Consider the following 12,542-nt stretch of genomic DNA (forward strand, 5'->3'; position numbering starts at 1 on the left):
GTCCTCTTGTCAGAAGCCGTGCCGCTGCTCTTTGGCGGCAGCCTCTGTGGCTTGGCTTGAAACCTCCTTCAGCCGCCAATATCGCCTTCAAGCTGCAGATGCTCAGGAGCCAGTGACTGCAGAAACCCGCCCGCATTGCCCAGCCCGCCAGCCGTCACAAGGCCTCGCTTCTGGCTTGTGCCTGACAAGACGCGCAGCGCTGCCTGCACCACCAGCGGGGCTGTCAGCGCATAAATGTCTTGTCCGCGCGCCACGGCGCGGCGTTGGGTGGTGCCGCGCCGCACCACGGCTTCAAGCAAAAATATCTGTGCCGAGCGTCCGGCGTCGTCCACCGCCGCGGGGGGCGACTCGTCGGGATCAGACAGGTCATTGAGCGGCGCGGTTGTCATGTACTGGTGGATGCGGCCGACCTTGATGTGCTGCAACAACATCACGCTGTCGGCTGTGGTGAACTCACCCACCGCCGGCTGGCGGCCGATGGGCTCGGGAAAGGTCCATTCAGTCTGGGGCGAGGGCTCAGCCGTCAACGCCAGGCGTTCGCCATTCCACACCAGCCGTTTGCCGCCTCGCCGTTCTTCGGCCACTGAAATCGTTTCACGCGTGCCGCGCGTGGGCTTCCAGCTGCTTAGCGAATAGGCCAGTGTGACTTCATCCGCCTGCGTCCAGTCGCCCGTGGCCGCAGTGGCCAGCAAGTCACCCAGCCCGCCGTAAAAGCCGATGGCCGGCGCCAGCACCATGCCCGCCAGACACGCCGGCTCCGCATAGCGGTGAATGATGTCTTCTGCAATGTCAGGTTCGGCGACGATGTCGAGGTAGTGCGTGCCCGTGCGCGTGGCCGCCTCAATCAAGGGCGATGCAGTCAGAGAGAAAGGCCCTGCCGCGTTGATGACGGCTCCTGCACCCTTCAGCGCTGCGTCCAGCGCCTGCGGCTGGTCGAGCCCGGCTGCGCGCATCTCCAGGCCCGGCCATTGGGTCTGCAGTGCAGCCAGCTTCTGCGCGTCGCGCCCCACCAGGATGGGAGTGAGCCCTTGGCGCAGCAGCTCTGCCACGATGAAGCGGCCCGTATGCCCGTAAGCGCCGAAGACGACCACAGTTTGTTTCGATGACATGAATTTCCTTGTTTTGTCATTTTGCAAAACGATACAGATCTGTATCGTTTTAGCGATGATAGAGTACAGATCTGTAGCGCGTCAAGTCAGGCATTAAAAATTGAGGAAAACATGGAAAAAGCATCGGCAAGAGACCGCCTGCTCGACACCGCAGCCGAGCTGTTCTACCGCGAAGGCGTTCGCGCCATCGGCGTTGACCTGGTGGTCGAGCGGTCAGGCGTGGCCAAGACCAGCCTGTACCGGCACTTCCCTTCAAAAGACGAGCTGGTCGTGGCCTTTCTGGAGCGCGAGGACGCCGCCTACTGGCGCGACTGGGAAAGTCTGGAGCAGGCACACGCCCAAGACCCCGCCGCCGAGCTGGCCGCCCATGTCGAGTGGATTGGCAAATATGTTTGCAAGCCCGACTACCGCGGCTGCGCTTTTCTCAACGTCGCCACCGAGTTCCCTGCGCCAGACCACCCGGCCCGGCAGGTGGCCCTGCGGCACAAAAAAGAACTGGCCCGCCGCATGGAAGCCCTGACCAAGCGCATGAAGGTCAAGCGGCCGCAAGTATTGGCAGCCCAACTGGTGTTGCTGATTGACGGGGCTTATGTCAATGGCCAGCTGTTTGGCAAGCGCGGGCCGGCACAATTGTTTGCGGGCGCTGCAGAGGCGCTGATTGGCGCGGGGCAGGCTTAGTCGTTGTTGAGGTCAACAGGAGCGGTCACAAACTGCGCGGCCGCGCCGATGCGCAGATAGTGGTGGTCATGAGCGAGCAGTAGGCCCGTGGGCTGGCAGTAATGTGACCATCCTGGCTAGAGTGTTTGAAGTTGTTTCGCGAGGCCAAAACACCTGCATCCCCTTATGAAGGCTGGAGAGCTTGCTATCGAATTTGATTTTCTGTGGTTTGCAAGTTGCGATATGAAAGCTCGTTCCACAATGGCCGGTGGCCTTGTCCTACAGGGTGTGTTGTTCGGCTTGCCTAGAGTTGCAACGATCAGCAGAACAAGGGTTTTTCTATGTTTACTATGGCAAGTCTCCTTGTTCGAATTGAGACCGTGGGTCACGTTCCGGCATGAGGATGGCCGCACCCGGTTATCAATGGACCTTCAATGCCGGCCGCGCACGGCCCGCATCGCACAAGGTCAAGCCTTCTAAAGTACCAGCCCGGTCCAATGCGGTATTCGGTGTGCTGGCCCTGTTGTGCCTGCATGCATCGCCCGCTAAGGCCGACATCTGGGGTTACCTAGACTCGGACCGGATGCCGCATTTTGCTTCCAGCCGTCTCGATGAACGGTATGGACTTCTTCTCAAGGACAGCGAAGAGGTAGAACCGTATCGGCCCATCGCTGCTGCAGCTCCGGCGCGGAGTGAGGTGCCGAAGGCAACCGGGGTGGAGGCGCCCGAAGTTGCTCCGGTTGTTGCCAGCACTGGCAGTGCGCGTGCCGTCTCGCCCCGGCTGCTGGAATTTTTTGAGCAGTCCGGCAATTACAAGGCGCTCAGCCCGCTGCTGCGCGAGGCATCCAAGACCCACGGCATTGACTATTCGTTGCTGCAGGCCTTGATCAACACCGAATCGGGCTTCAATGCCGACGCCGTTTCGCCGAAAGGTGCGGTCGGCTTGATGCAGGTGATGCCTCCTACCGCGGAGCGCTACGGCGTGACTGCCGGCAAAAACAGCACGGTCGCCAAAAAGCTCACCAACCCAAAGCTCAACATCAAGACTGGTGCAAGGTACCTGGCCGACCTGATCAAGATGTTTCCGGGCCAGCTGGAACTGGCGCTGGCTGCCTACAACGCCGGAGAAGGTGCGGTACAACGCGCCGGAAACAAAGTCCCCAACTACCCCGAAACCCAGAGGTATGTGAAGACCGTCATGCAGCTGTACAACGGACTAGCGCCCTCCACCGAGCTCGCGTCAAACGGGCGGGTGCGTGTGGAATTAGGAGGCGGCAGCACGACAGGACGAAAACCTGTGGCACAGCTGGCAGAGCCTGTGTCTTCCCGCTCGCGCTGATTCTCCGCTGCAGGCTGCGCTCTGATCGATAGCGGGTTGAACCATGCCACCCTTTATCAGCGCCGCTCAGCCAAAGGCGCGTGCTGCGCCATCAGCTCAACGATCCAGTCAATGAACACGCGCAGCTTGGCGCTCACATGCCGGTTGGGCGGAAACGCCAGGTACAGCGGCATGACGTCCAGCCGCCAGCTTTTGAACAGCGGCACCAGGTCACCGCGAATTACGTGGGCCCTGGCCATGTAGTGGGGCAGCCAAAGCACACCCACGCCGGCCAGGCCGGCCGCAAGGAGGGCATTGCCGTCATCCACCGCCACCACGTAGCGGCCATGCACCTTGATAGCCTCGCCATCCCTGTGCATCGCATATGGAAAAGCCTTGCCGCTGCGCGCCCAATGAAAGCCCACGGTGCGGTGATGCGTGTCTTCCAGCTCCTTGGGGTGCAAGGGCGTGCCGGCGCGCTTCAGATAGCTGGGCGCCGCATACACCCCAAGCTGCAGGTCGCCCACGTGGCGTGCCATCAGTGATTGGTCGGTCAGCTCGCCGCCGCGTACCACGCAATCCACGTTCTCGCCAATGATGTCCACCCTGCGGTCGCTCACGCCCAGGTCGAGCTGTATGTCGGGGTAACGCGCATGAAAGGCCGGCAATGCCGGTACCAAAATCAGGGTGGCCAGCGGGCTGGGCACATCCACTCGCAGCCGCCCGCGGGGTGATGTTGAGGCGCCAGACAAGCTGGTCTCGGCATCGTCCACGTCAGCCAGCACGCGCAGCACACGTTCGTAGTAGGCCGCACCCTCGGCCGTCACATTCACTTTGCGCGTGGTGCGGTTCAGCAGCCGCACGCGCAGGCGTGCCTCCAGTTGCTGCACCAGCTGCGTCACACTGGTCTTGCTCATGTGCAGTGTTTCGGCCGCCTTGGTGAAGCTGCCTGTTTCCACCACGCGGGCAAAGGCCTGCATTGCATCAAAGCGGTCCATCTCTGCTCCACGTCTGTTGAAGATTGTTTGGATTTTACGAACAGTGATGGCCAGCCTTGCCTGTTTATCTGCAGGGCAGGGTGCCTTAAATTTGATTCATCACCCATCACCACAGCAAACCACGGGCCGGCATCGGCCCCCAGAAAGGACTCTTCATGACCAAGCGCGACGTTGTATTTCCCCCCGGCCGTCAGGCTCTTTATGAACACAACCGCTATTCCCCGGCGGTTCGCTCTAACGGCTTTTTGTTCGTGTCAGGCCAGGTCGGCAGCCGTGAAGACGGATCACCCGAGCCCGAGCTGGAAGCGCAGGTGCGGCTGGCGTTTGACAACCTGAATGCAATTCTGAAAGCGGCAGGCTGCACGTTCGACGATGTGGTGGACGTCACAGTGTTCATCGTCGACCCCGAAAAGAACTTCGAGAAAGCCTGGAAGATCGTGCCCGAGTATTGGGGCGAGGCGCCGCACCCGACGCTAACGGGGATTGGCGTGACCTGGCTTTATGGCTTTCAGTTTGAGATCAAGGTGATTGCGAAGTTGCCAGAGTCCAGCAATAACTGAGCACTACGTAGAGCGAACTTTGGAGTTGGCGGAAAGCAGCCAGTTTCACCCCGATAACTCAGTTTCACTGTCGACAATGTTCGATTGTCGATAACTGAACTGTTTGCTGCGAATGGTGCTGCCCGCGCTAGCCGACTCGACAGTGCGCATTGGGCATTCCCCAAAATGCGCCAAGGTAAAAGCCGGACATTGCATCACCTAATGTAAGCTGCCAACTCATCCGGGGTCCCTTCAGGGAAGGCCTCCTTGAGAAAATCGAGGAAGGCAGACACCCGAGCGTTCAGCAGGCGGCGAGAGGGATAGAGCGCCCATAGCGCAACCTCTCCCGCCACATCGCCCCAATGCACGAGCGTTCCGGCGGCGAGGTCGTGGGCGACCAGCGACAAGGGCAGGCACGCCGCGCCGACATTTGCACGGACCGCATCGCGGACCATGAACAGCGATGCCAAGCGTAAGACAGGTTGGACCGTCAGGCGCTTCTTCGCTCCCTTGTCCGTCATTTCCCATACAGCCGTCTGATCGCCGCCTCCACCTCCCCGCACCACGACGGGAACGGGCGCTCCACCCGCGGGTCTGTGAAGCTCGGGGTTCGCCACCATCACGATTCGATCTCTCAGGAAGATCCGGCCTACCAGACTTGCGTCTGGGTTCGGGTTGACACGGATCACCAGGTCGTATCCCTCTTCCACCATGTCGACGGGGCGATCTTCGGTCGTGACCTCGAGCCGTACCTCCCGATGCTTCATGGCGAATTGGGCTGCAAGCTTTCCCATCGCGGCCTGCGAGAAGAGCAGTGGCGCGCTCACCTTCAATTTCCCCCGGGGTTCCTGTCCGCCGGAGGCGATCGCCGCGGTCGTTTCGTCGATTTCGGCAAGGAGCACGGAAGTCTTCTCGAACAGCGCCCGCCCTTCTTCAGTGAGCTTCAATGCGCGCGCTCCCCTTTCGAAGAGCCGCAGGTTGAGACCGCTTTCCAGGTCAGCCACCCGTCGGGAAAGGGTTGCCTTGGGGCGACCTGATTCGCGGGAGGCCCGCCCGAAGCCGCCATGCCGGGCGACAAGCGTGAAGTCAGCAAGTGCCAATAAGTCCATGTGTTCCACCAGTGAGACAGATGGTCCAAATATAACGTCTATCGGTCTTACTGTGAAACATTGATGATCAAGGCTCTTTCAAACCAAACGGAGTAATTTTCATGACCATCCTCATCACCGGCGCCTCCGGCGCCATCGGCCGCCAAGTCGTCCAGCAACTCGTCGACCGCGGAGCCGCAGTACGGGCACTGGTCCGCGACCCGGCAAAGACCAAGTTCCCGGCTGGGGTCGAAGTCGTTCAGGGTGACCTGCTAGACGTCGAGTCCCTGCGCCGAGCCGTGGCCGGTGTGTCCACGCTGTTCCTTCTCAACGGCGTCGTCCCGGACGAGTTCACGCAGGCCCTGGTCACCCTCAATCTGGCGCGTGATGCCGGTATCGACCGGATCGTCTACCTGTCGGTGATCCACAGCGACAAGTACCTGAACGTCCCCCACTTCGCGGGCAAGTTCGGTGTGGAGCGGATGCTCGAGCAGATGGGCTTCGGCGCCACGATCCTGCGGCCGGCGTACTTCATGCAGAACGACCTGACCGTCAAGGACGTCGTGACAGGGTATGGCGTCTATCCGATGCCCATCGGCAGCAAGGGCCTCGCCATGATCGACACGCGCGACATCGCAGAGATTGCCGCCATCGAGCTGCTCCGCCGGGAACAGGCACCAGCATCGCTTCCCCTGAGCCGGATCAATCTCGTCGGTCCCGACGCGTTGACCGGGACCGACGTCGCGGGCATCTGGTCGCAGGTCTTGGGTCGCCCGATCAACTACGGCGGTGACGACACCGCCGGATTCGAGAAGAACCTGCTGAATTTCATGCCGAGCTGGATGGCGTACGACATGCGCCTCATGAGCGAACGCTTCCTCACCGAGGGCATGAACCCGGATGCGGGTGATGTAGAGCGCCTGACGGCACTGCTGGGCCGCCCGCTACGCTCGTACCGCGAGTTTGCCGCCGAGACCTCGGCATCGGCCTGAACCGAGTCCACCCTCTCAACCCACACAAGGAGTTCCATCATGATTTATTCAACAGCGACCGTTGCGGTCAATCCTGCAGGCGAGGCTCCTCTCACCCGTGCCCAGGCATGGGCCGGCCTGGTCCTCAAGGCGCGTGACGCGCGAGAGTTCCTGCCGCCTAACCTGTGCACGAAGTGCGACGTCGTCGAGGAAAGCGCTACGCATATCGTTCGCGAAGCCACCATCGCAGGCCAGGACCTGCGCGAGATCATCTGTTTTGAGCCGCAAAGCAAGGTGACCTTCTTCCAGGCCACCGGTCCACGCGAAGGCGCCATCATCAATGAGCTGTTTGAAGACGCATCCGGCCAGCTTCAGCTCCGTTTCTATTGCTACATCGGCCTGCGCGGAAAGGAGCCGAATGGGCTTGAAGAGCAGTCCGAACAGGCGCAATTCGACAGCGACAAAGGTTACAAGGCAGCCCTGCTGTCAACGCTGAAACGCACGCGCGAACTGCTTTCTCAAGGCAAGTTGTCAGGAGGTGTGCAATGAACCCGGTCCAGCCTGGGCAAGCCGATCTGGCACGCCCAAAGCTTCTGGTGCTCGGCGCGACAGGCGGCACAGGCCGACTGATCGTGAAGGAGGCCCTCTCGCGCGGGTACCAGGTTCGCGCGATGGTGCGCTCCCCCGAAAAGGCGAGCGGCCTGGAGGGCGCGGAAATCTTTATCGGCGACGCCCGCGACGAAGCGGCGTTGCGCAAGGCGCTGGAGGGCAGGGATGCCGTCGTCAGTGCCCTGGGCACACCGGTTAGCCCGTTTCGTGAGGTGACCCTCCTGTCCTCGGCAACGAAAGCACTTGTCAGCGCCATGAAGGATGCCGGGGTCTCGCGCCTCGTGTGCATCACCGGCATGGGCGCAGGCGACAGCGCCGGTCATGGAGGGTTCGTTTTCGACCGATTGATTCTCCCAGCCCTACTGCGCAAGGTGTACGCCGACAAGGATAGACAGGAAGCGATCGTCAGGAGCAGCGGGTTGGACTGGGTACTGGTGCGGCCATCCGTGCTGAACGACAAGCCGCCGCAGAAAGAGATTCGCGCGTTGACAGACCTCTCTGGTTTCCATGGCGGAACCATCGCGAGGGCAGACGTGGCGGGCTTCGTCCTTGAACAGGTGCAAACCAACACCTGGCTGCGGCGTTCACCTCTCATTTCCTGGTGAACTGCACTTCTCACTACCCGGGGATGCGATCGTCGTGATTGCATCCTCGAAATCAACTCCAGGCAAGTAGGTAATCATGCAATCTGCCGCAGCAAGAGTCATCACGACGATCGAAGCACCCAAGGAAAAAGCGTTCCTCCACATCGTGCCCATCGACCTCGCCTCAATCTTCACCGGATATGGACCGCTACCGTCGGTAACGGAAACGCTGAAACAGACCGGTCCATGGGACGCAGCAGGTCGGAGCCGGACCGTGGTCTTTTCCGACGGGAGTTCGGCCGAGGAGACTCTTACAAGCTACGAGTACCCGAACCGTTTCACTTACCGCATTACAGAGTTCACAGGGGTGCTGCGGCTTCTCGCCAGCGAAGCCCGCGGTGAGTGGTGGTTCGAAAGCGTGCCGGGCCGTTCCGCCACGTCCGTTCGCTGGCGCTACGAGTTCATCAGCCGATCAAAAATCTTGAAGCCTTTGGTCAGCCTTTTCACGCGGAGCTTGTGGCGTGGCTATATGGGCAAAGCGTTGCGTTTATCCAAGGCACAGGTTGAAGCGCAGGCCTGAGCTTCGAGCTGGTGTGGTCGAGCCGTTCTGACATTTCGAAGCTCCTGTGTTTGGCATGCACGTTGAACTGGACTTGGGCAGATGGGGATTGAGAGCGATGCGGCTCTCTCGCCCAAAGCAAACCACACTTTCACGTCCAGGAAATGGTTGCGTGTGACGCGGTGTGCTTAACCACAGGTCGAAGTCGGCAAAGCTGCCATGTCAGATGAAGGCAAGCATCGATGGTGACGTCGAGCAGGCGCTTCGTTTGCCCCTCTTCAACCCAGCTGCATAGCCGTTTTCAAAGGTTTTACAAGCCAAATCGGCCTCCAGCCCTTGCTGAACCTGCGCGAGCAGCTATGAATTTAATAGTAAACCTGAGTTGGCCCGTCGCAGTGCGATGTGTCCGTTAACACCTGACTACACATCGCTTCGCCGTTCGACGATGCGTGACACCAGGCCATAAGCCACCGCTTGCTCGGCAGACAGCCAGCGGTCGCGCTCGATGTCGAGCATCACGGTCTCCAGCGCTTGCCCGGTCTCCCGGGCGATCATCCGGGCGATACGCTCCCTGGCCTTGATGATCTCCTGTGCCTGGATGGAAATGTCTGTGGCGGGTCCGCCTGCGCCGCCGCTGGGTTGATGAATCAGAAAACGGGTTTGCGGCAGGCAAAACCGCCGCTCTTTGGGCGCAGCCAGGTAGAGATGCGTCGCTGCGCTCCCGACCCAGCCGGTACCGATCATGTTCACCGGCGCTGAAATAAAGCGAACCACGTCATGAATCGCGTCGCCGGATTCAAGGTGCCCGCCCGGGGACGAGACCAGCATCTGGATAGGCTCGGACGATTCGGCGTCGAGCGCCAGCAGCCGGCGAACCGTATCTGCCGCGGTGCTGTCTGTAATGGCGCCAAAGACCAGTACGGTGCGAGAGCGAAAGGCCTTTTCTTCCAGGAAGGTATTGCGCAGGTCGGTGGGGTTGGTGACTGGGTTTTCGGTGTTCATTTGAAGGGCTCCTGTGATAGATTCAAATGCAATACGAATGAGCACGCCAAAACGTGACACCCGCGTCCATGACCCCAACTCCTTCCCACCCGCTGGCAACCGACACCGCCCTGCGTCGCCGTCTTACGGCGTTGGCCCGGCGCTGGATGGGGCAGGGCAATGACGCGGAAGACATGGTGCAGGAAGCTTATCTGCGGACTGCGCTGGGTGGGTTGCCCAGCAGCGAGGCCGGACAACAAGCCTGGCTGACCACGGTGGTGCATCACCTCTGCATCGATGCCGTTCGAAGGCAGGTGCGGTATGAGGGCGTACTCGCCCACGCGGCAGACGACCCGCAGGAAGTTGCCTCGCCAGAACGTTTGACCGAACAGGACCAGCATGTACTGAAAGCCTTGTTGCATCTGGTGCAGCGCCTTGCGCCTGAAGATGTGGCTGCCGTATTGCTCTACGAGGTGTTTGAGCTGGGGCATGCCGAACTGGGCGAGATCTCGGGGCGCAGCGAGGCCGCTTCACGCCAACATATGCACCGCGTGCTGCGCCGGCTGAGGTTCGAGGCAGGCGGCACCGATCGCCAAGCCAAGGAGCGGCTCGACGCGGAAAACGACGCGTTGTTAACACTGTGCCGGCTCGCCATGCTTGAGCGCAACGCGAGCGGGCTCATTGCACTGCTGCAGGCTGCCCGACTCATGGCGCTCGCTGCCTCGGGCGCATACAACCCTGAAACCTTGGGAAGCGGAGCAGGAGAGGCCGGCACAAGCACACGCCTGATGCTGGTACAGGGTCGACTGGCACTCGCGGTTTGCCTTGGAGGCGTGCTTCTGTGCGTTCTCCCCTTAGGCTGCAACACGGTCGCGGAACACGCCTGAAGCTTGAGTGTTTACAGGCACGCCTCGGTACGAACCGGGTTTGGGCGTTTTAGAGGAGTTTATATGCAAAATAGGCCTCTAGCCATTACCGAGCGTGCGCAAGCAGCTATGAATTTGATAGTAAACCAGGCCGCCATACACCGCGCGGGTTCGCCTCGGGCCTCGGTCGATCCCTAAGTGTTTGGGCATATCGTCGGTAGCGGGGGATCTTGAAGGTTGCCGTGACGCGGGTAGCCGCTTGAACTGGCAGATTACGCTGCGGACCCCCATGAATCGCACATTTCCAGCTGTTGTCGGTACCCGCTTCAGCACCAACGCAGCGGCACTCACAAATAGCATAGAGACCAAATCACCAACCTTGGATGGGTCTCTTTCATGTCAAATCTTCTTGTCTCCTTCAACTTCGACCAGCTTGGCGAACCGCGTGAATACCGGCCGCCGGCAGACCGCGTTATCGAAGGCGACATCGTCTGCCGCAACTGGGATGTGGACAGCGCCAAGGACGGCGCAGTGCGTGCCGGTGTGTACGAGGCAACGGTCGGAGTCAACCACTCGATCAAGGGTGAGGCCTGGGAGTTCTGCCTGATCTTGTCTGGCGTGGTGGAGATCACCGAGGCCGGACAGGCGCCGATCATCTACAAGGCCGGCGACTGTTTCATCATGAAGCCGGGCTACATCGGCACCTGGCGCACCATCGAAACCGTGCGCAAGGTCTGGGTCATCGCCTGAGGCGGCGGCAGGGCTTGACCATGACAGCTAACAACGACACCCGGTTCTACATCGACGGTCAGTGGCAGGACCGCCCTGACGCACCGAAAATCGCGGTGATTGATCCATTCTCGGAGCGCGTCGTCGGGCATGTCGCTGCCGGTTCAGCGGCGGATGTCGATCTCGCCGTGGCCGCTGCCCGGCGTGCATTTGACGGGTTCTCACGCAGCACGGTGGAAGAGCGGCTCGCCCTGCTCGGCCGCATCCTGGCGCTGCTGGAAGAGCGTTCGGAGTTGTTCGCGCAGGCCATCGTCAGCGAGATGGGCGCCGCGATCGGATTCGCCCGGGCTTCACATGTGCCTTTTGCCATCGCGCATGTCCGTGTGCAGATGGAGGTATTGCGGCGCTACGCCTTTCTTTCGCACGACGACGGCACCGCTACGGCGAAAGAGCCCATCGGTGTCTGCGCGCTCATCACCCCATGGAACTGGCCGCTCTACCAGATCACCGCCAAGGTCGCGCCAGCAATTGCGGCCGGGTGCACCGTGGTACTCAAGCCGAGCGAGCTTTCGCCCTATAGCGCGCAACTCTTCGCACAGGTGATGCACGATGCCGGCGTGCCGCCCGGCGTGTTCAATCTGGTGGGAGGCACCGGCGAGGTCGTGGGTGCGGCGCTGGCGGCGCACCCGGAGGTCGACATGATCTCCATCACCGGGTCGACCCGCGCGGGCGTGCTGGTGGCGCAGGCGGCCGCGGTGACAGTCAAACGCGTGCTGCAGGAACTGGGCGGCAAGTCGCCGAACGTTTTTCTCGATGATGCCGACTTTGAAAACGGCGTTGCCAAGGGCGTGCTGGCAGGCATGCGCAACGCGGGCCAGTCATGCAGCGCCCCGACGCGGATGCTGGTGCCGGCGTCGCGGCTGGCCGAAGTGGAAGCCCTGGCGCTGACGGCGGTGGCAGGTATCGAAGTGGGCGATCCACGCGATGAAAAGACCACCATGGGCCCGGTCGCCAACGCCGCGCAGTTCGCCCGGGTAAAGCGCATGATCGAGGCCGGCCTTGACGAAGGCGCCAAGCTGCTCTGTGGCGGGCCAGGCCTGCCGGCGGGGCTGGAGAACGGCTTCTTCGTGCGGCCAACGATTTTCTCCAACGTGACGTCTCGTATGCGAATAGCGCAGGAAGAAATTTTCGGTCCGGTGCTGGTGATCATGCCCTACCAGGATGAGGCGGAGGCCATCGCCATGGCCAACGACACGGTCTACGGCCTGGGTGCACACCTGCAGTCGAGCGACCCGGAACGGGCACGGCGCGTGGCAGGCCGTATTCGCGCCGGACAGGTGCATATCAACTACCCGGCATGGGACGGCCACGCGCCGTTCGGCGGTTACAAGCGCTCGGGCAATGGTCGCGAGTATGGCGTCCACGGTCTGGAGGAATACCTCGAGACCAAAGCGATCGTCGGCTACTGATGTTGCTGATGGCGTCGACAGTACAGTCAAAGCCGAATGGCCACGGTTCGGCGGCTGTGACAGCC

14 protein-coding genes are annotated in these 12,542 nt (G+C 61.3%); 10 read left to right on the top strand and 4 right to left on the bottom strand.

Going from position 1 to position 12,542, the window contains the following annotated elements; genetic code table 11:
* Positions 1–68: 68 nt before the first annotated feature.
* Entirely contained in the window at positions 69–1,109 is a 1,041-nt protein-coding gene (locus ABI546_RS08405) for a saccharopine dehydrogenase NADP-binding domain-containing protein (protein WP_348045985.1), read from the bottom strand.
* A 111-nt stretch (positions 1,110–1,220) separates the two neighbouring features.
* Here ABI546_RS08405 and ABI546_RS08410 point away from each other — a divergent pair, with 111 nt between their 5' ends.
* On the top strand, positions 1,221–1,787 hold the full coding sequence (locus ABI546_RS08410) for a TetR/AcrR family transcriptional regulator (RefSeq protein ID WP_348045987.1): 567 nt from the start codon (positions 1,221–1,223) through the stop codon (positions 1,785–1,787).
* A gap of 376 nt (positions 1,788–2,163) precedes the next feature.
* Positions 2,164–3,105, top strand: a complete 942-nt coding sequence (locus ABI546_RS08415; protein WP_348045988.1) for a lytic transglycosylase domain-containing protein — start codon at positions 2,164–2,166, stop codon at positions 3,103–3,105.
* 56 nt (positions 3,106–3,161) lie between these two features.
* Here the strand turns inward: ABI546_RS08415 and ABI546_RS08420 are convergent, their stop codons facing one another.
* Positions 3,162–4,082 carry a LysR substrate-binding domain-containing protein gene (locus tag ABI546_RS08420; RefSeq protein WP_348045989.1) on the bottom strand — a complete coding sequence of 307 codons (921 nt, stop codon included), beginning with the start codon at positions 4,080–4,082 and terminating at the stop codon, positions 3,162–3,164.
* 155 nt (positions 4,083–4,237) lie between these two features.
* Between ABI546_RS08420 and ABI546_RS08425 the strand changes: the two genes are divergently transcribed.
* A complete protein-coding gene (locus ABI546_RS08425) occupies positions 4,238–4,642 on the top strand; it encodes a RidA family protein (RefSeq protein ID WP_348045990.1) in 405 nt (134 codons plus the stop codon).
* Between the two features lie 194 nt (positions 4,643–4,836).
* Here ABI546_RS08425 and ABI546_RS08430 read toward each other — a convergent pair whose 3' ends face one another.
* On the bottom strand, positions 4,837–5,730 hold the full coding sequence (locus ABI546_RS08430) for a LysR family transcriptional regulator (protein WP_348045992.1): 894 nt from the start codon (positions 5,728–5,730) through the stop codon (positions 4,837–4,839).
* Between the two features lie 101 nt (positions 5,731–5,831).
* Between ABI546_RS08430 and ABI546_RS08435 the strand changes: the two genes are divergently transcribed.
* The 4 genes from ABI546_RS08435 (at position 5,832) to ABI546_RS08450 (ending at position 8,453) form a co-directional block, all read left to right on the top strand.
* Positions 5,832–6,701 (top strand): NmrA/HSCARG family protein, encoded by an 870-nt coding sequence (locus ABI546_RS08435; RefSeq protein ID WP_348045994.1) that lies wholly within the window; start codon positions 5,832–5,834, stop codon positions 6,699–6,701.
* A gap of 39 nt (positions 6,702–6,740) precedes the next feature.
* Positions 6,741–7,229: an SRPBCC family protein gene (locus ABI546_RS08440; protein ID WP_348045996.1), complete on the top strand. Its 489-nt coding sequence runs from the start codon at positions 6,741–6,743 to the stop codon at positions 7,227–7,229.
* Positions 7,226–7,894 carry an SDR family oxidoreductase gene (locus ABI546_RS08445; RefSeq protein WP_348045998.1) on the top strand — a complete coding sequence of 223 codons (669 nt, stop codon included), beginning with the start codon at positions 7,226–7,228 and terminating at the stop codon, positions 7,892–7,894. The genes ABI546_RS08440 and ABI546_RS08445 overlap by 4 nt, the downstream gene beginning before the upstream one ends.
* Before the next feature lie 76 nt (positions 7,895–7,970).
* Positions 7,971–8,453, top strand: coding sequence for an SRPBCC family protein (locus tag ABI546_RS08450; RefSeq protein WP_348046000.1), 483 nt, complete (start codon positions 7,971–7,973; stop codon positions 8,451–8,453).
* A 399-nt stretch (positions 8,454–8,852) separates the two neighbouring features.
* Here the strand turns inward: ABI546_RS08450 and ABI546_RS08455 are convergent, their stop codons facing one another.
* Entirely contained in the window at positions 8,853–9,434 is a 582-nt protein-coding gene (locus tag ABI546_RS08455; RefSeq protein ID WP_348046002.1) for an ATP-dependent Clp protease proteolytic subunit, read from the bottom strand.
* A 68-nt stretch (positions 9,435–9,502) separates the two neighbouring features.
* Between ABI546_RS08455 and ABI546_RS08460 the strand changes: the two genes are divergently transcribed.
* The 3 genes from ABI546_RS08460 to ABI546_RS08470 all read left to right on the top strand — a co-directional run bounded on the left by ABI546_RS08460 (position 9,503) and on the right by ABI546_RS08470 (position 12,477).
* On the top strand, positions 9,503–10,300 hold the full coding sequence (locus tag ABI546_RS08460; protein ID WP_348046003.1) for a sigma-70 family RNA polymerase sigma factor: 798 nt from the start codon (positions 9,503–9,505) through the stop codon (positions 10,298–10,300).
* A gap of 375 nt (positions 10,301–10,675) precedes the next feature.
* On the top strand, positions 10,676–11,029 hold the full coding sequence (locus ABI546_RS08465; RefSeq protein ID WP_348046005.1) for a cupin domain-containing protein: 354 nt from the start codon (positions 10,676–10,678) through the stop codon (positions 11,027–11,029).
* Between the two features lie 20 nt (positions 11,030–11,049).
* Positions 11,050–12,477 carry an aldehyde dehydrogenase family protein gene (locus ABI546_RS08470; RefSeq protein ID WP_348046007.1) on the top strand — a complete coding sequence of 476 codons (1,428 nt, stop codon included), beginning with the start codon at positions 11,050–11,052 and terminating at the stop codon, positions 12,475–12,477.
* The last annotated feature ends 65 nt before the right edge of the window (positions 12,478–12,542 follow it).

Source organism: Polaromonas sp. (genome assembly GCF_039932935.1).
GTDB lineage: Bacteria > Pseudomonadota > Gammaproteobacteria > Burkholderiales > Burkholderiaceae_C > Polaromonas.